The sequence below is a fragment of the Shewanella amazonensis SB2B genome (genome assembly GCF_000015245.1).
GTDB lineage: Bacteria > Pseudomonadota > Gammaproteobacteria > Enterobacterales > Shewanellaceae > Shewanella > Shewanella amazonensis.
Genome location: NC_008700.1, coordinates 384,537 through 402,942 on the forward strand (window position 1 = coordinate 384,537; position 18,406 = coordinate 402,942).

At 53.2% G+C, this 18,406-nt stretch carries 17 protein-coding genes; 8 read left to right on the plus strand and 9 right to left on the minus strand.

What is annotated here, in order from left to right:
• Positions 1 to 276: 276 nt before the first annotated feature.
• Together SAMA_RS01710 and SAMA_RS01715 are read right to left on the minus strand one after the other, a co-directional pair.
• Positions 277 to 1,824, minus strand: coding sequence for a tyrosine-type recombinase/integrase (locus SAMA_RS01710; RefSeq protein ID WP_011758439.1), 1,548 nt, complete (start codon positions 1,822 to 1,824; stop codon positions 277 to 279).
• Positions 1,825 to 1,984: 160 nt separating this feature from the next.
• Positions 1,985 to 2,848 carry a YicC/YloC family endoribonuclease gene (locus SAMA_RS01715; protein ID WP_041409639.1) on the minus strand — a complete coding sequence of 288 codons (864 nt, stop codon included), beginning with the start codon at positions 2,846 to 2,848 and terminating at the stop codon, positions 1,985 to 1,987.
• A gap of 207 nt (positions 2,849 to 3,055) precedes the next feature.
• On the opposite strand from SAMA_RS01715, the gene rph reads away from it, so the two are divergent.
• Positions 3,056 to 3,769 (plus strand): ribonuclease PH, encoded by a 714-nt coding sequence (gene rph / locus SAMA_RS01720; protein ID WP_011758441.1) that lies wholly within the window; start codon positions 3,056 to 3,058, stop codon positions 3,767 to 3,769.
• Positions 3,770 to 3,875: 106 nt separating this feature from the next.
• Positions 3,876 to 4,517: an orotate phosphoribosyltransferase gene (gene pyrE, locus SAMA_RS01725; RefSeq protein WP_011758442.1), complete on the plus strand. Its 642-nt coding sequence runs from the start codon at positions 3,876 to 3,878 to the stop codon at positions 4,515 to 4,517.
• Between the two features lie 101 nt (positions 4,518 to 4,618).
• On the opposite strand, the gene folE is transcribed toward pyrE, so the two are convergent.
• The 5 genes from folE to coaBC form a co-directional block, all read right to left on the minus strand.
• Complete coding sequence (folE, locus tag SAMA_RS01730) at positions 4,619 to 5,269, minus strand: GTP cyclohydrolase I FolE (protein WP_011758443.1); 651 nt, start codon at positions 5,267 to 5,269, stop codon at positions 4,619 to 4,621.
• 182 nt (positions 5,270 to 5,451) lie between these two features.
• The gene (locus SAMA_RS01735) at positions 5,452 to 7,401 is read right to left on the minus strand and encodes an alpha/beta hydrolase family protein (RefSeq protein WP_011758444.1); all 1,950 of its coding nucleotides are present in this window, start codon (positions 7,399 to 7,401) and stop codon (positions 5,452 to 5,454) included.
• A 116-nt stretch (positions 7,402 to 7,517) separates the two neighbouring features.
• Positions 7,518 to 8,111: a nucleoid occlusion factor SlmA gene (slmA, locus tag SAMA_RS01740; protein ID WP_011758445.1), complete on the minus strand. Its 594-nt coding sequence runs from the start codon at positions 8,109 to 8,111 to the stop codon at positions 7,518 to 7,520.
• Between the two features lie 28 nt (positions 8,112 to 8,139).
• Complete coding sequence (gene dut, locus SAMA_RS01745) at positions 8,140 to 8,598, minus strand: dUTP diphosphatase (RefSeq protein WP_011758446.1); 459 nt, start codon at positions 8,596 to 8,598, stop codon at positions 8,140 to 8,142.
• Complete coding sequence (gene coaBC, locus SAMA_RS01750) at positions 8,595 to 9,848, minus strand: bifunctional phosphopantothenoylcysteine decarboxylase/phosphopantothenate--cysteine ligase CoaBC (RefSeq protein WP_011758447.1); 1,254 nt, start codon at positions 9,846 to 9,848, stop codon at positions 8,595 to 8,597. Before coaBC ends, dut begins: the two co-directional genes overlap by 4 nt.
• A gap of 83 nt (positions 9,849 to 9,931) precedes the next feature.
• Here coaBC and radC point away from each other — a divergent pair, with 83 nt between their 5' ends.
• From radC to SAMA_RS19045, 5 genes are all read left to right on the plus strand, one after another.
• Positions 9,932 to 10,609, plus strand: coding sequence for a RadC family protein (gene radC, locus SAMA_RS01755; RefSeq protein ID WP_011758448.1), 678 nt, complete (start codon positions 9,932 to 9,934; stop codon positions 10,607 to 10,609).
• 119 nt (positions 10,610 to 10,728) lie between these two features.
• On the plus strand, positions 10,729 to 10,965 hold the full coding sequence (gene rpmB / locus SAMA_RS01760) for a 50S ribosomal protein L28 (RefSeq protein WP_011758449.1): 237 nt from the start codon (positions 10,729 to 10,731) through the stop codon (positions 10,963 to 10,965).
• A gap of 6 nt (positions 10,966 to 10,971) precedes the next feature.
• Positions 10,972 to 11,145, plus strand: a complete 174-nt coding sequence (rpmG, locus tag SAMA_RS01765; RefSeq protein ID WP_011758450.1) for a 50S ribosomal protein L33 — start codon at positions 10,972 to 10,974, stop codon at positions 11,143 to 11,145.
• Between the two features lie 280 nt (positions 11,146 to 11,425).
• Positions 11,426 to 12,748, plus strand: a complete 1,323-nt coding sequence (gene argA / locus SAMA_RS01770; protein WP_011758451.1) for an amino-acid N-acetyltransferase — start codon at positions 11,426 to 11,428, stop codon at positions 12,746 to 12,748.
• A gap of 141 nt (positions 12,749 to 12,889) precedes the next feature.
• On the plus strand, positions 12,890 to 13,423 hold the full coding sequence (locus SAMA_RS19045) for a PH domain-containing protein (RefSeq protein WP_011758452.1): 534 nt from the start codon (positions 12,890 to 12,892) through the stop codon (positions 13,421 to 13,423).
• A 154-nt stretch (positions 13,424 to 13,577) separates the two neighbouring features.
• Here SAMA_RS19045 and rarD read toward each other — a convergent pair whose 3' ends face one another.
• Positions 13,578 to 14,459 (minus strand): EamA family transporter RarD, encoded by an 882-nt coding sequence (rarD, locus tag SAMA_RS01780; RefSeq protein ID WP_011758453.1) that lies wholly within the window; start codon positions 14,457 to 14,459, stop codon positions 13,578 to 13,580.
• Positions 14,460 to 14,698: 239 nt separating this feature from the next.
• Between rarD and recQ the strand changes: the two genes are divergently transcribed.
• Positions 14,699 to 16,522: a DNA helicase RecQ gene (gene recQ, locus SAMA_RS01785; RefSeq protein WP_011758454.1), complete on the plus strand. Its 1,824-nt coding sequence runs from the start codon at positions 14,699 to 14,701 to the stop codon at positions 16,520 to 16,522.
• Here recQ and SAMA_RS01790 read toward each other — a convergent pair.
• Entirely contained in the window at positions 16,509 to 18,251 is a 1,743-nt protein-coding gene (locus tag SAMA_RS01790; protein ID WP_011758455.1) for a hypothetical protein, read from the minus strand. The two genes, recQ and SAMA_RS01790, sit on opposite strands and share 14 nt — an antisense overlap.
• Positions 18,252 to 18,406 lie beyond the last annotated feature (155 nt).

Below are 18,406 nucleotides of genomic sequence, written 5' to 3' on the forward strand. Positions count from 1 at the left end.
GCGCCCCAGTTCTTACGAACGGGGCAAGGTTTAGCTTGTCGTTGTTGCCAACGCCGCCGCTAAATTTTGCTTACGCAAAACCAAAATACGGGTAGTACAGACCAGCTGTACATGCGCGCTGCTACAGCAAGCGGATTCGATGAATCCACTCGCTTACGCGGCGGTTTGCCAGCCTTGCTGGCGCTGTTATCGCACAAAAACGTGCCGTTTTTTGCTGCAAGCACACATGCTGTGCAGAGCAAACGTCCTGCATTGCCCTTATGTGCGGTGAGACAGCTAACTTGTGGTCACTGAGATATTTTCACCTGAAATCCGCAGTGAGTTTAATGAGACGGATTGACCGCTCGTAACACCTTGCGTGCCTGCAAATGAAAAGGGCATAGGGGAGCGCCCAGTAGGCCAGTTAGCTTGAGGGTGGCTTGGTTTGGAATCATCTGTACTCTTGCACAGCGCCTTTTTGGTGGTAGTGGCCTCAGCTACTTTGGCTGTTGAAGCGTCGGCCGTTGGAACTGGCGCTGGAGCTGCTATGGTTGCTGGTATTGCAGCAGAGTTGACCTCTGTTTTTACTTCTTCAGCCACAGCAGCATCTGTACCTGTCACAAGAAGTGAAGCAATTCCCAGCTTCTCACACAACTTAGTTTGCGCTTCCAGACGCTCTTTGAGGCAGTCATAACGGTTATAGGTACCCCTCACGCCTGCTTTTGTATGGTTTAAGATTTTCTCAATAATCTCATCTGGGACACTCAGCTCGCTGAGTCGACTGCTACAGGTTCGTCTTAAATCGTGCACTGTGAAGTGCGGAATGCCTGCTGCTTCGAATATATTAGGCAGTGGTCTGCTTTTTTTCCCCTTGTTTTCCTTACCAAAGAGTTTTGATAAAGCAGTATTTAAGGTGTCTTTGCCTGTATGAGGTACATTTGAGCCATTTCTGCGGGCTGGGAATAAATAATCACTGCTACCACTGCGCTCCTTCACTTCCAGCAGTATTGGCATGAGAGGTTCGGGAATGGCAATTGCGATTGATTTTTTGGTTTTGCTGCGACCGTTTGGGAGAAGCCATATTTGCTTTTCCAGATCAAATTCAGTCCACTTGGCTTGTAGCAGCTCATTTTTACGCACACCAAGAATGAGCAAAAGGATAAACGCCAGATAGTTATCCCTCGATACGTGGTCACGTAATATTGCCAGCACAATGGGAATTTCCTCAAAAGACAAATTTCGTTCTCGAGGTTCTGCTTTCGCACCAATTTTTTTGCGGTTGATACCCTTAGCCACGTTGGTTTCAAGCATGCCCAGCTCCACAGCGTGATCCAGTATTTTATCTATCAACCGAAGCACATTGATGTTTGCTGTCCGCTTCACACCAGCATCAATGCTATTGACCAAGTCACGAACCATTATTCTTGTTATGTAAGAAACTGGTAATTCGCCCAATGTCTTAGCCACATAATTTGTGTATAGGGCTCTCGGTCTACCTGGATGGTCGATGGTCCTGCAATACCCCTCAAAATAGTCCTGAGTAACACTGCCAAACGTGTCTTGCAGTGCTGCCGCTAGCTTCTTGATCTCAAGCTTGGGGTTTTTGCCTTCCTTTACCTGTCTTTGAAGCTCGGCAACTTGGTTTTTGGCGTCTGACTTAGACATTTTCCCTGGGCCATTGCCGAATTGGCCAAGCACTATTTCGATTCTTTTCCCTGCGACGGTGCCTCGGTAGATGAAGGAGCCAACACCAGACTTTAATGGCTTTATATACAAATTGTCGGCAACACGCACTTTTTGTTCAGAGCGGCTTGCGGCGGTTTTGATCAACTGCGCGTGGTTCATTGTTGACTCATCTTACCTAGGAATTGGCTTAGCATAAGTCACCAATAAGTCACCGCAAAATTTGGAGTAAGCTACGACTCCTGACGCAAACTCTTTGACCGTGAGATGCAAAAAAGCCCTTTTATCAAGGGCTTGGTTGTTGGTGATGGGTGGTGAAACATCACTCTACGTTTTGGATCTGTTCGCGCATCTGCTCGATAAGTACTTTGAGCTCCACGGCGGCAGCTGTGATTTCTGTGCTGATGGACTTGGAGGCGAGGGTGTTCGACTCGCGGTTGAACTCCTGCATCATAAAGTCGAGGCGGCGACCTTCGCTGCCACCCTTCTTGAGGATGCGGCGAGCTTCGGTGATGTGCGCTTCAAGGCGGTCCATTTCTTCGGCCACGTCGAGTTTTTGCGCCAGCAGCACCATTTCCTGCTCGATACGGGTGCTGTCGAGCTCACCCTGAATCTCTGCAAGCCGGGATGTGAGTTTTTCACGTTGCCATTCAATGACCTTTGGCATGTGCTCGCGCACAATGGCAATTTGACCTTCCACGGCACCAAGGCGGCTTTCGAGCATTTCCTTGATGGCGCTGCCTTCACGGCCACGGGCTTCCACAAACTGATCCAGTGCCTTATCGAAGGCCCCCAACAGCTCGGCGCTGATGGCATCCATGTCCTGCTCGGCGGTGGCGATAACACCGGGCCAGCGGAGTATATCAGTCAGCGCAATATCACCCTGTCCGGCTTCGGCTTTAAGCCAATTGGCAGCGCCCAGCAGTTGACGGGCGAGGTCTTGGTTGATGCTCAGTTCGGCGCCTGAGTCGTTGGCGACGTCATAGCGCAGATTCACTTCTACTTTTCCACGGCTGAGGCGCTTTCTTAAGCGTTCGCGCAGCGCTGGTTCGAGGCTGCGCAGCTGCTCTGGCAAGCGCAGGTAGGTTTCCAGATAGCGCTGATTCACTGAGCGGATTTCAAAAGAGGCGTTGCCCCAGGAGGATTTATGCTCGATACGGGCATAGGCGGTCATGCTGTGGATCATAGGGATTCCGGCTGATTTTCGGCTAAGTCTGGACGTCATTATAACCACAAGCCAGGCCAGCGTCATGGCCCTGAACGTGAGCAAAATCTGCTAATGACCCTTTGTAACGCGCGGAGTGTATTCAAAATCCACCGTGGCAACTCGCTCTGCATAGCCCTATAATAGGCAGCCAAATTATTGCGAAATTCATACGTCACAGGAATCGCCATGCGTCCAGGTAATCGTACCCCGGCTCAGACCCGCCCCATCAGCATCACCCGTAACTTTACTGCCCACGCCGAAGGCTCTGTGCTGGTAGAGTTTGGCGAAACCAAGGTGCTGTGTACCGCCAGTTTCACCGAGGGTGTACCACGCTTCCTTAAAGGCAGTGGGCAGGGTTGGTTGACTGCCGAATATGGCATGCTGCCGCGTTCTACCCATAGCCGTATGGACCGCGAAGCCGCCCGTGGCAAACAGTCTGGCCGTACCCAGGAAATCCAGCGTCTGATTGGCCGCGCCCTGCGTGCTGCCGTGGATTTAAAGCAACTGGGCGAAAACACCATAGTGGTGGACTGTGATGTTATTCAGGCCGATGGTGGCACCCGTACCGCAGCTATCACAGGAGCCTGTGTGGCACTGGTGGATGCGCTGAACTGGGCCCGCGGTAAAGGTTTGGTGAAAGCCAACCCACTGAAGTTTTTGATTGCGGCTGTGAGCGTGGGTATCCACAACGGCGAAGCCATTTGCGATCTCGAGTATGTGGAAGACAGCGCTGCCGAAACCGATATGAATGTGGTGATGACCGAAACCGGCAAGATCATTGAAGTTCAGGGTACGGCCGAGGGTGAGCCTTTCACCCACGAAGAGTTGCTGACCATGCTGGAGCTGGCCAAACACGGTATCCGCGAAATCATTGATACTCAGAAAGCGGCTCTGAACTGATTACAGAATTGATTTTTTTAAAGGCTCCGAGAGGGGCCTTTTTACCACCCTGCACCCTGCTTTAATCGGCTGCCTGAGCAGCCAGACACATGATAGAGGAAAGACAGTGAAAGCCTATCAGCGCGAGTTTATTGAGTTTGCTCTCGAGCGTAATGTACTGAGATTCGGTGAGTTTACACTCAAATCCGGCCGCAAGAGCCCTTACTTCTTCAACGCCGGTTTATTTAATACCGGCCGCGATCTGGCCCGTCTCGGCCGCTTCTATGCCGCTGCGCTGGTGGATGCGGGTATCGACTACGATTTGCTGTTTGGCCCCGCTTATAAAGGCATTCCCATTGCCACCACCACGGCGGTAGCCCTGGCCGAGCACCATGATATCGACATGCCTTACTGCTTTAACCGTAAAGAGAAAAAAGATCACGGTGAAGGTGGTAACCTGGTGGGCAGCGAGCTCAAGGGTAAGGTTATGTTGGTGGATGATGTGATCACCGCCGGTACCGCCATTCGTGAATCGATGGAAATTATTCAGGCCAATGGTGCCGAGCTGGCCGGGGTGTTGATTGCGCTGGACCGTCAGGAAAAGGGTAAGGGCGAGCTGTCTGCCATTCAGGAAGTGGAGCGTGACTTTGGCTGCGGTATCGTGGCTATCATCAAGCTGGCCGATTTGATTGCCTTCCTGGCCGAGAAGCCAGGCATGGAAGAGGTGCTGAGCTCGGTACGTGCTTACCGCGAGCAATACGGCATTTAAGCCCAAGCCATAAAAGGTAAGCGCCCGCCAGTTTGGGCCCTTGGCTTAAGCATAAAAAACGCCGCAATCAGCGGCGTTTTTTATTGGGAATACGCTTAAGTTCAGCGGGGCTGATGTAAAAATTCCGCCCGGGTGGCCGGGTTGGATTTGAAAATGCCACCCAGTGCCGTGGTGGTGGTGGAGCTGGTGGCATCCATCACGCCGCGGGATTTAACGCAGTAGTGCACCGCATCGATTTTCACCGCCACATCTTTGGTTTCCAGCAGTGCCTGCAGTGCCACCAGAACCTGTTGAGTCAGGCGTTCCTGCACCTGAGGGCGCTGGGCAAAGAAGCGCACGATACGGTTGATTTTCGACAGGCCGATGATTTTTTTACGCGGCAGATAGGCCACTGTGGCAGTGCCGTCTATGGTCACCAAATGGTGTTCGCAGGTGCTGGTCAGGCTGATATCCTGTACCCGTACCATTTCATCCACGCCCATCTTGTTGTCGATGACAGTGATTTTGGGGAAGTTCTCGTAGTCGAGGCCAGAGAAGATTTCATCCACGTACATTTTGGCGATGCGACGGGGGGTATCGGCAAGGCTGTCGTCGGTCAAATCGAGTGACATCAGGCCAAGAATTGCCCGCATATGCTGTTCGATTTTGTCTTTGCGTTCCTCGCGGGAGAGTCCGCAGGGAACCATGGGAGTTTCCAGCCCCCGCTCCAAGAGCGCCGCCTGAACCTTTTGTGCTGCTTCGCTGAGTGCCATTTTTACCTCCAACCACATCATCGGCGCCTTGGCCGCTGCGCAATATCAGGGCAAATTACTTGGGTATTGCGCGAGTGGCGCAGGATACCGCTATTTGGCGTAAATTCATACCGAAATTGTAGTCGGCCCATAAAAAAGCCGGGCCAGGCCCGGCTGATAACCACGGCGTTTGCCGCCAGATGTCAGAACTTCAGATGGGTCTTCAGGAAGCCAAGCATTTCGCCATAGTATTTGGCGCGGTGAGCCTCGTTATAAAAACCGTGGCCTTCATCATCCATGACCAGCGATTGGAATGGATAGTTGTGCTTTTTCAAAGCATTGGCCATGGCTTCGTACTGCTCGATAGGCGCGCGCTCATCTTCACCGCCGTGTACCAGCAGGATGGCGGCCTTGAGTTTATCCACGTTGTGGGTGGGCGACATGGACTGCAGCAATGCTTTGTCCTGAGTCAATACGCGCTTCAGGTAAGCCATACCGGCATCGCGCTTTTGCACATCACCTTCTTCGAACATCAGTTCCAGGTCGTATACACCGGCAAAGCCAATAGCGCACTTGAACAAATCCGGGGCCAGCGCCGAGCTTTGCAGCGCGCTGTAGCCGCCGAAGCTGCCGCCCACGATACAGATGCGGTCTTTATCCACTGTGCCATCGGCTATCACCTTTTTGGTGGCATCTATGATGTCGTACTGGATTTCTCTGCCCCATTTGCCGTAGCCAGCCTCTTCGAAGGCGTTGCCATAGCCGCCACTGCCACGGAAGTTAACCTGCAACACCGCTATGCCCTGGCTTGCCAGCAGCTGGTTTTGCGGATCAAACCCCCAGTAATCCCTTGGGCCATGGGGGCCGCCGTGGGGATTGACCACCAAGGGCAGGTTTTTGGCATCGACGCCAAAGGGCAGGGTGAGGAAGGCCTGGACTTTGGTGCCGTCACGGGCGGTAAAGTCGAAGGGCTTTACCTCGGCCATTTTATCGGGATCCAGAGCATCGTTCACCGAAACCAGATAACGCAACTTGTTGGTTTTGCGATTGTACAGGTAGTAGTCACCGGGGTTTCTGTCGTTGCTGGCGGCCACAACCAAAAGCTCGCCTTTGCGATCTTCACTGACTATCTGTACCTGATGGCCGGGCAGAGAGGCAAGCAGGGTTTTCAGCAGTTGGCTGCGCTCGTCATTGGCATCCACGAAGGCATAGGTTGGGTAACCGTCGGCAAACTCCACTGCGTACAGCTGCTTGGTTTGGCCGTTTATCCAGTAATTGGCCGGGTCTACCCGTGGGTCCTGAATAATCCTGGTTTTGCTGCCGTCTTTGAGATTAATGCGGTAGACACCCATGGTTTGGCCGCTTTCGGTACCGGCAGCGTAAATGCTGCTGTTGTCGCCCACAAAAGACAGCGGAATGAAGTCGCCCAGCCCCAGATCCAGCTTGTCGCTGGTCTGCCAGTCGCCGTCATCGCGAAAGAACACCTTGAGGTCGTTGTTGCTGTCGCGACCGGCGGCAAAGCGTACTTCACCTTCATGGTCAGTAAGGAAGCTGGCATAGCCGATGGGGGCGCGGGTGACTTTTTTGCGGGTACCGCGGTACACATCGACCTTGTACACATCGGCAAGTCCTTCCTGCCAGTCGACCCCACTCCAGGGCAAGGCTTTGACCAGCAGGTACTTGTCGTCATCCGGCAGGGGATCGAGCACTGAGGCTGTGGCGCGGATGGGGGTGTTCTTTTTCAGGTTGGAGCCGGTTTGCTGCTCACCGCCGTTATAACCAAACAGGTAGGTTGCGCGGCTACCATCGGCATTCACCGCGAACAGTTCACCGTAGTACAGCGGGTGGTCGCTCCAGCCTTTGAGGTATTCCTTGGCCAGTACAATGCGCTCGTTGCTGACCCAGTCGTAATCGCCGACCTGGGCATTGGCAGGGAAAAACACCGCATGTTTGAGTTTCAGGGTTTCGGTGTCGAGGATCAGCAGCTTGTTTTTGCCCTCGTGCTTGGTAATGGCACTAAGGTAATCGCCGCCGGGGGAGAGTCTTACCTGACTGAACTGGCTGCCGCGGGCAAACACCTGTTCGGGAGTGGCAGCATTGGCAGAGGCACAAAGACACAGGGCCAGCGCACCAAAAAGACGGTGTAGCTTCATGTCACATCCTTGTTGTGGGTTGTTATTGAAATCCGTCTTGGAGGTTAATACAAAAGTATGCCGCAAACAATAAAAAAGGACGGTGATTTACCGTCCTTAATTCTCCTTAAAATCAACTAGCTTTGTAGTAGTTGTTTCTGAATAAAGCCCCACTGTTCATCGAAGTGTTCGGTGGGTTTTTGCTTGAACTCGCTGCGAATGTACTGGGCTATTCTGCCTTCGGCCACTGCCAGCAGCAGATTGGCCAGCATGGCCTCATCCAGTTCGAATCCCTTGCCTTCCCGCAGGGTTTTCTCACGCAGGATTTGCTTGAGCTGGGTTTCGATTTTGCCGAACAGGGCGCTGACGCGGCTGCGCAGGCGCTCATTTTCGCCCAGCAGGGCATCGCCATTCAGTACCCGCGAGATGCCCGGATTACGTTCGGCAAACAACAGCAGCAGCTGCAATACCAGTTGGCAGCGGCGCATGGTGTCTTTCTCGTCGTCCATGATGAGGTTGATACGAGACAGCAGTGAGTCTTCGATAAACTCAATCAAGCCCTCAAACATCCGCGCCTTGCTGGGGAAGTGGCGATACAGCGCCGCTTCTGACACTCCTACCTCGGCGGCCAGTTTCGCGGTGGTAATACGTTGTCCCGGATTGGTTTCCAGCATCTGAGCCAGACACTGGAGAATATGTTCGCGGCGGCTGATTTTTTCTTTGGCGGCCATTGAGATTCCTTCACACTAAATGCAAACGTTAGCGGGTGCCTGAATGGCCAAAACCACCTTCGCCGCGCATTGAGGTGTCGAACTCGTCCACCAGTTTAAATTCAGCCTGCACTACGGGAACAAACACCAGTTGTGCCAGGCGGTCACCGATTTGCAGGGTGTAGGGCTCGTTGCCGCGGTTCCAGCAGGACACCATCAGCGGACCCTGATAGTCAGAGTCAATCAGTCCCACCAGGTTGCCCAGTACTATGCCATGTTTATGGCCCATACCGGAGCGGGGCAGGATCACGGCTGCCAGGCTGGGGTCGGCCACATGCACGGCGATGCCGGTAGGTATGAGCACGGTTTCGCCAGGGGCTATGGTCAGGTTGGTATCCAACATGGCTCTAAGGTCCATGCCGGCACTGCCAGGCGTGGCATAGGCCGGCAGTGGGAATTCCGAGCCTATGCGGGAGTCGAGAATTTTCAGTTCGATCGGTGTCTTCATTTTTTGGTTATTTTTGTCGATATCAGCGAAAGCAGTTGGTATGCCAGTGACAACTTGTCGGTTGCCGGCAAATCCTGGTTGCCCTGAGGCCAAAAGACGCGCAGAGCATTGGTATCCGAATTAAACCCCTGACCCGGCACAGACACATCATTGGCCGCGATCATATCGAGATTTTTGCGTTTGAGTTTATCTCGGGCGTAGGTTTCTACGTCGTGGGTTTCGGCGGCAAATCCCACCGTAAAAGGTCGCGCCTCTAGGGCGGCAACCGTGGCTAAGATATCAGGATTGCGCACCAGCGCAAGCTGCATGGTTTCGCTGCTCTTTTTAATTTTACCGGCAGCGACATCGGCAACCCGATAATCAGCCACGGCAGCACAGCCAATGAAGATATCTTGCTGGTCAATATGTTGCATTACAGCGGTCAACATTTGTTCGGCCGAGTCCACATTGATGCGGCTCACGCCTCTTGGCGTGGCCAGGGTCACAGGACCTGATACCAGAGTCACTTCTGCGCCCATGGCCACAGCGGCCTCGGCAAGGGCAAAGCCCATTTTGCCGGAGCTGTGGTTGGAAATATAACGCACAGGATCTATGGCTTCGCGGGTGGGGCCAGCGGTCAGCATGAGTTTGACGCCCTGCAGCGCGCTGCTTGCCTGAGCCTTTTGAGCAAAAAATTGTTCTGCCAGAGTGCGGATTTCCAGCGGCTCCAACATACGGCCTGCACCGACTTCGCCGCAGGCCTGACTACCGCTGCCCGGGCCCCAAATCAGCATGCCACGTTGCTGCAGTGTGCTTAAATTGGCCTGGGTTGCAGGGTTGGCATACATCTGCTGATTCATTGCCGGGCAAATGGCGATGGGCGCCGAGGTGGCAAGGCAGGTGGTGGTAATAAGTTCATCCGCCATCCCTATGCTCATGCGGGCAATCAGATTGGCAGTGGCCGGAGCCAGAATAATCAGTTCTGCCCAGCGGGCCAATTCAATGTGCCCCATGGCGGCTTCGGCAGCGGGGTCGAGCAAATCCATGCTGACCGGATAACCGCTGAGGGCCTGCAGTGTCAGTGGGGTGATAAATTCGCAGGCGCTCTGGCTCATCACCACGCGCACATCGGCCCCTTGTTCTTTCAGACGGCGCACCAAATCGGCGCTCTTGTAGGCAGCAATGCCGCCACCAATCCCCAGCAGGATTTTTCGATTATTCAGGCTCACACGCAGATCCCGACTAAAATTAACTGGCGCTAACCATACCATAGACGCCGCCCCAAGAGTGAGCGGCCAAAGTCAAAATCTTAACATGCAAGCGGTACCTAAAGACGGGACACGGGAGGCAAGGGATGGCAATTCGGGACTGGCCTGAGGGAGAGGGGCCACGTGAAAAATTATTGCAGCGGGGCGCGGCTCATTTATCGGACGCAGAATTACTGGCAGTGCTGCTGCGAAATGGGGTTAGTGGTCAAAATGCGGTTGACCTGGCGAGGGAACTTATCGGTGAATTTGGTGGATTACGGCCTTTATTCAGTGCAACTAAGCAGCAGGTGTGTCGACTCCAGGGCCTGGGTCCGGTAAAATACGCCCAGCTTCAGGCTTCTGCTGAGCTTGCCAGGCGACTGGCGGGTGAATCTTTGCAGCGGGGCGCTGTGCTGACAAGTCCGGATTTGACCCGGGATTACCTGAGATTTCAGTTGGCAGACAGAGCCTATGAGGTATTTGCCGTCTTGCTGCTCGACAGCCAACACAGGGTCATCCAGTTTGTCGAATTGTTTCGAGGCACCATAGATGCAGCATCGGTATATCCCCGGGAGCTGGTGTCACTGGTGTTGGAAAAGCGGGCGGCAGCGGTCATCGTCTGCCATAACCATCCGTCTGGGGTCGCTGAACCCAGCCAAGCCGACAGACGGATCACTGAAAGATTGAAAAATGCCTTGGCAACCATAGATGTATCCTTACTGGATCACATGGTTGTAGGGGACCGGGAGATAGTCTCCTTTGCCGAGCGAGGGTGGATTGGATGATCTTTACTTGATCTCCCATGGCCTTTCGTGTATAAAATGCGCCCTCTTTGTGCCTCGGGCGACGGCCATACGAGGTACATTAATGCTCGAGCGTTAAAAACTGTTTGGAGAAGATTGACATGTCAAGAGTATGCCAAGTTACTGGCAAGCGACCAATGGTTGGTAACAACCGTTCGCACGCAAAGAACGCGACCCGTCGTCGCTTTTTACCTAACCTGCAGAACCACCGTTTCTGGTTGGAAACTGAAAAGCGCTTTGTACAGCTGCGTGTTTCCACTAAAGGTATGCGTATCATCGATAAGAAAGGTATCGAAGTAGTTGTTGCTGAACTTCGTGCCCGTGGCGAGAAGGTGTAATAGAAAATGGCTAAAGCTAAAGGCAATCGCGAAAAGATCAAGCTGGTTTCAAGCGCTAAAACTGGTCACTTCTACACCACTGACAAGAACAAGCGTAACATGCCAGAAAAGATGGAGATCAAGAAGTTTGATCCTGTGATCCGTCAGCACGTTATCTACAAAGAAGCCAAAATCAAGTAATTTACTTGGTTATGATTCTGAAAACCCCGGTCTCTGTACCGGGGTTTTTTATTGCCTGCATTTCAGGTGAATCTGTGATTTGTATGCTTTAATGTACTAATGTGCATTTACGTGAACACTTTGGCATTGTTATGCGTGCTCCGTACGGTTTCATTGAGATGAAACATGGAGTTGGCACAAATAAATGCTTTAAATGTGAATTTAAATTCACTAAAATTGCGCAAGAATTCAACTTGGCGCAGTGTGTGCTGCGTCGGAGACTGTGAGGACAAAACAGCCCGTGCGAACTACCGAATTGGTTGACGGTTTTCGTCATTCCGCCCCCTATGTAAATGCTCACCGCGGCAAGACATTTGTTGTCATGCTGGGCGGCGAAGCCATGGTACAACCCCAATTTCGCGCCATCATCAACGATGTGGCCTTGCTGCACAGCTTGGGGATCCGTATCGTGCTGGTGTACGGTGCCAGGCCGCAGATTGATGCGGCGCTTGAGCTGCATGGCATTGCGCCTGCCTACCACAACGGGGTACGCATCACCGATGAAGATACTCTGAAGGTGATCAAGCAGGTTGCCGGAGCGCTCCAATTCGACATTACTGCACGGCTTTCCATGAGTCTGTCCAATACTCCCATGCAGGGCACGCAGCTGAACGTTGTCAGCGGCAACTTTGTGATTGCCCAGCCGCTGGGCGTGGAAGATGGGGTGGATTTTTGCCTGTCTGGCCGGGTGCGTCGTATCGACGTGAATGGGCTTAAGCATCAGCTCGACAGCCGCGGTATTGTGCTGATGGGGCCGATTGCTGCCTCGGTTACCGGTGAAAGTTTTAACCTGACGGCCGAGGAAGTAGCCACTCAGGTGGCGGTGAAGCTCAAAGCCGATAAGATGATAGGGTTCAGCTCACAGAACGGTATTCTGGATCGTAACGGCGAAGTGATTGCCGAGCTGATGCCAAACGATGCCCAGAAGATTTTCGCCAAGATGCAGGAAGGCGGTCAGGCCTGCGTCGGTACCCTGGCGTTTTTGAAGGCGAGCATTGATGCCTGCCGCAATGGGGTACCACGTTGCCATCTGGTGAGCTATCTCGAAGATGGTGCCTTGCTGCAAGAGCTATTCTCCCGTGATGGCATAGGTACACAAATCGTGACCGAAAGCGCCGAGCGTCTGCGCCGCGCATCGATTGCCGATATTGGTGGCATTCTTAACCTGATCCGCCCAATGGAAGAGCAGGGCATTCTGGTGCGCCGTTCCCGCGAGCAGCTCGAGATGGAAATCGAGCAGTTTATGGTTATTGAACGGGACGGTCTGGTTATCGGCTGCGCCGCGCTGTATCCCTTTGAAGAAGACAATGCCGGTGAGTTTGCCTGCCTGGTGGTGCATCCTGATTACCGCGATGCCGACCGGGGGAGTTTGCTGCTCAAGAACATCATAGGCCAGGCAAGGGTGAGGGGCTATGCCCGCCTGTTTGCGCTTACCACCCGCAGTATTCACTGGTTCCTGGAGCACGGCTTTGAGTTGGTGGAGGTAGAGGCCTTACCGACCAAGAAAAAGCAGCTTTACAACTATCAACGTCGCTCAAAAATTCTCGCATTGGATCTGCAATAATCCTTCCTGCCGAAACAACCAGCCACATGGCTGGTTGTTTGTTTATTGCAGCTGCTAATTTGTCATTTGAGGTCTAATGCTCTTGACATATTATGTCTTTCGCGCAACCTTGGGTGAACTGATGAGAGCTGGGGCAGATTGATGACAACGCAAAGCTTTATACTCACGCCACTGGCGGGCAGCGCCCTCTGGGGCGCCATAGGCCTGCTGATAGGGGTAATACTGATTGGTTTTTTTGCCAGACGTAAACCCATGACCAAAACGGCCAGTGCCGTTGCCACTGGCATTATTCTCGCTGTGGTTGGTCTGTTGGGGTGGATTTTCATTGGGGCTTTATCACCGGAGGCCCGCCTCGAGCAGGATAAGTTGGTGCTGGACTTGCCCGCTTACAGCCGCATCATTCCTGTATCTTCTTTACAGCTTGGTGAAGCTCGTGTGATGGCCACATCGGCTGCTGATGCGCCTAAACTGGGGTTTCGAACAAACGGGGTCGGTACACCGGGCTACAATCTCGGTTGGTTTCGCCTCAAGGGGACTGACGCCAAGGCACTCGTCTCGGTGACAGGCACAGATCCCTTGTTGGTTATCCCGGTGGATGAGGGGTATACCCTGGTGCTGAGCACACCAGATGGGGAGGCCTTGTTGGCCGCTTTGCATAACGAACAAGAACGCTGATAAGTCACGCCGATAGGGCTTGCTGGCATAATGGGTCAGTAGCAAGCGCTCATGTGTAAAGAGACCACCCCCGCTCAGAGATGAGATGAGTAAAAAGCCCGGGTCACATCCCGGGCTTCTTTGTGTTACTGCTGTGGTGTTTGGATTGCCTGGTTCAACCCCGACGCCTGAGCATGTCCAGTGTGAACACCGCCAGTGCCGTCCAGATAAAACCGAAGGTGATGCTCTTTTCCACGCCAAAAGGCTCGCCATAGAGGCTGACCGCCAGGATAAACATAATGCTGGGGCCTATATATTGGAAAAAGCCCAGCATGGATAAAGGAATACGCACCGCCGCCCCCGCAAAGCACAGCAGCGGTGCTGTGGTCACAATCCCGGCAGCGACCAGTAGCAGATTGAGCTGCCAGTCATTGCTCAGCATGCTGTGCTCTGCACTGCCAAGCGTCAGCACCAAATAACCCAGGGCAACGGGCATCAAGATGGCGGTTTCTACCAAAAGTCCGGTTTTGGCATCCACCTTGACCTTTTTTCGCAGCAGGCCATAAATGCCAAATGAGCCTGCCAGCGCCAGCGATACCACGGGAATGGAACCGAAAGATATCACCTGCACCGTCACGCCAACGGTGGCAAGGAACACCGCAAACCACTGTAAGGGTCTGAGTCGTTCGCCCAGAAACACCATCCCTAACAGTACATTGAGCAGTGGATTGATGTAATAACCCAGGCTGGCATCCAACATATGGTCGTTATTCACCGCCCAGATGAAGAGCAGCCAATTACCGGCAATCAAAACCGATGTAACCAGCAACACCAATAGCTGTTTGGGGGCCTTCAGCAGTTGGCGCAGCTTGCCAAAGCCGCCGATGAACACCATCAGCAACGCGGTAAACACAAACGACCAGATAACCCGGTGGAGCAGGATGTCGGTGGCAGAAATTTGCTCCAATAGTTTGAAATATAAAGGTGCGAAGCCCCACATGGTGTACGCGCCAATGGCGAGTAATATGCCCTTGCGGTATTCGTGGTCGGTGTTCATTCAGGCGTTCTCTGGCTGGTTGGCAACTGCCGGGCTGCGAATTGTACGTGGCTGGCATTGTTGTCTCAAGCGATACAAATAATCCCATAGGGTATCGTCTGGCAAGCTTTAACCACGGTTTGGCAAGCTTTCGTGGCATGACATTTGGGGGCTCCCCGCCGAGCGTTCGGACGATTGCGACAAGACACAGGCCGCTCCCTTGGTTAGAATGACCGCCTTGTTTATCTTACGGCAGTTTCATGGAACAACCAGCATCAGAACACACCCAGGATCCTCTGAGCCATTGCCTGCAACAGGTATTTGGTTATCGGGATTTCAGGCCCGGCCAGCGGGAGGTGATGACGCGGGTGTGTCAGGGTGAAGATTGCCTGGTGATCATGCCCACCGGCGGCGGCAAGAGCCTTTGTTATCAGGTGCCCGCATTGGTGTTACCCGGTGTAACACTGGTGGTATCGCCGCTGATTTCCCTGATGAAAGATCAGGTCGATAGCCTCATTCAGTCCGGTGTTGCTGCTGCGTATCTCAATTCCTCCCAGCCCCGCGAGCAGGCTATAGAGGTGCTGCGCCAGCTCAGGTTCGGTGAACTTAAGCTGCTGTATGTGTCGCCAGAACGTTTATTGCAGGGGGATTTTTTAAGCCGGCTTGATGAACTGCATATCAGCCTGTTTGCAGTGGATGAAGCCCACTGTATCAGTGAGTGGGGGCACGATTTCAGGCCCGAATATGCTGCGCTGGGCCAGCTTAAGCAGCGCTTCCCCCATGTGCCTGTGATGGCACTTACTGCCACTGCAGATGAAGCAACCCGCAGCAGTATCTGCGAACGTCTTGGCATACAGCCATTTCAGCATCTTGCCAGTTTCGACAGACCCAATATTCGCTACACAGTGGCCGAAAAGCTTAATGCAGCCAACCAATTGCGACAATTTATCCAGTCGCAAAAGGGCGCCAACGGCATTGTGTACTGCAGCAGCCGTCGCCGGGTGGATGAGGTTGCCGAGCGGCTCAGACAGCAGGGATTCTATGCTGAGGGTTATCATGCGGGCATGACTCAGGATGAACGGGCGAGCGTACAGGACAGGTTTCTGAAAGATCAAATCGATGTGGTGGTGGCCACAGTCGCCTTTGGTATGGGGATTAACAAGTCCAACGTGCGCTTTGTGGTGCATTACGATATTCCCAAGAGCATTGAGTCCTATTACCAGGAAACCGGCAGAGCCGGTCGGGATGGTCTGGATGCCGAGGCTTTGCTGCTATTTGACCCCGCCGATATAGGCCGGGTGCGGCATCTGATTGAACAGCAGGAGCCCGGGCCTCAGCAGCAGGTGGAGTTTCATAAGCTGTATTCCATGGCGGCCTTTGCCGAGGCGCAAACCTGCCGCCGTCAGGTATTGCTGCACTACTTTGGTGAAGCGGCAAACGAACCCTGCGGCAACTGTGACATCTGCATCGACCCACCCAAACGTTACAACGGTACCGAAGATGCACAAAAGGTGCTTTCGTGTATTTACAGGCTAAATCAACGTTTTGGGGTCAATCATCTCATTGAAGTCTTGCGGGGTTCCAAAGCCGCTTCCGTGGTAGACCGGGGGCACGACAAGCTGTCAACATGGGGCATTGGCAAAGAGAAGAGCACAGAGTATTGGCTGAGTGTCACCCGTCAGCTTATTCACCTGGGACTCGCCAGCCAGGATATTACCCGTGGCTCGTCGGTACGCCTGAACAGCGCAGCCAGACCCGTTTTGAAAGGGGAGGTGGCGCTGATGCTTGCCGAGCCTCGCCTTAGCCTCAGTGATGTGCCGCGTAAGCGCACATCGAGTCGAACGCCGCAAAATTACGATCGTAAGTTGTTTGCCAGGCTCAAAAATTTGAGGCGCACTATAGCCGAAGAGCAGGATGTGCCGCCCTATCTGGTGTTCAATGATGCCACACTCGCTGAAATGGCATGGATGCTGCCCAAATCAGAGGCTGAGCTGTTAGCCGTTAACGGTGTGGGTGAACGTAAGCTGGCTCGGTTTGGTGGTGAGTTTCTCGACGAGATAGCCGCTTACATCAGTGGGGATTAGTCATCAGTGTGCTGCGGGTCATGCCTCGGGTGGTGGCACGTTTGAGCAGGGTTTCTGAGGTATCAAATTGGTGCATACTGGCTTGGCCAAGAAGAATTTTTCTGTCTTGCCATGGTACCAGCGCGGGGCTGAGCTGCTGAACAACCAAATCGGCACCCTGATTACTGGTATAGGGCAAGAGGATTAATATCTCATTGTCATTGAGCAGGTAGAGGCTGTCTGTTTCCCTGAGTCTGAGTTTCAGGGCCGCCGTCAGGTTTTTTATCTCCTGAGTGTCCAGGTTTTTTACCCCCAATAACAGAACCGACAATGGATGACCACCGCGTTTGGCGTGCAGCATTGCCTGCTCCAGCCATTGAACAGGGGATTGGGGCACATTGTCCTCTGCAGGACGGCTGCTGAACTGTCTCGTCATTTGCCATACCACCAACGCCAGCAGCAGGGAAATCATCACCAGCATCAGGTTGTAAACCCAGCTTAAATTACTTTGTCCGGGAAATGATGACAAAGGATTGAGTTCGAAGTCGGCATTCAGGCTGCGCTGACCCAGGCGGGTATTAAGTTGCTGAGTGCGGGTTTGATTTATGAGGCGGTGGGCTTGGACTGTTGCCTGAAGGCTTTTATCGAGTGTTTGAAATGCCTTTTCGAATTGCCCCTGAGACTCATGGAACCTGGCAAGTTGCAGCTGGTATTTGGCCTGCTCAGAATAAAGCTGCAGTTGCTGCGCTGTGGCAATAGCCTGAGACATCAACTTTAACGCTGCCGGGTGATTATTCTTGGCAAACTCCACCTGCGCGAGCAACCCTTGAACCCTCATGGCATATAGCTGATTTTGTTGCTGAATAAAGGTATTTAACGCGATATTAAGCAGGTCTTCAGCTATGTCGGGACGACCTCGAGTCAGTTCGATGGACGCTATGCGACTGTAGCCGAGCGCCAGCTCCAGTGGAGTGCTCAGTTCTGGCAGTAATTTTCTTGCCTGGGCCAGGTAATCTGCACTATCCCCGTCCTTGTCCGAGGCGATGGCAATCTCGGCAGCGTTTAGCAGCAATTCCAGGCGAACTTTACCTTTACTGTCTAAGTGCTCCAGCCCGAGGTTGTTGTAATGGCGGGCCTGAGTCAGGTCGCCTGTGGCATACATCAGTTGCCCCATGGCACCGTACGTCAGCGCTTTTGGTGGCCATATCCAGTTTTGTTGCTGGTTTTGTATGCCTTCATAAGCGTCCAGTGCTACGCGCAGGTCTTCAATTGCGGAGGTGTAGTTCTCTGCTTCCGTATCCAGCTGTCCCCTTAACCTCAGCGCCAGTATCAATGCTTGGGGTTGTTGGTAGCGCTTGGCAAGGGTGACGGCCGTGTCCAATTGTGGCAGTGCTACCTGCACGTTGTTGTAACGGCTATAAGCATTGGCCAGACAAGCAATAAAATAAGGTCTGGCATATTCAACGCCAAGCCGCTTGGCGGTAGCCTCGCCCATTTGGGCCAGATTGATGGCGGCCTCGTTATCTCCTTGCTCCAGCAGCAGTTCACACTTAAGCAGCTTGAGTCGCAGGTTGTTTAGGTCCGTCGTTGGGGAATGTCTGAATTCATCTTCCAGAAGAGCAATTTGAGACTTGGCTTCCGCCGGATACTGAAAGACCAGTGTACTGATTTCATCCATTGGCTCCCGGGCGAGCACGAGCAGTGGCAAAAGCCACAGCAGCAGGCCGCAAATCCGGTGATGAAATCCCATAGTTCTCCAATAGCCAGCGACTTTTATAGGGCCGACAGTATAGCAATTTCGCTGTCATGTTTGCATAAAGCTGACGAGACCCGCCTACGGCAGGTATTGACTGTTATATCCTACATCTATGATGTTGTGGATAATTTTTTAGACACAGCTGAGGT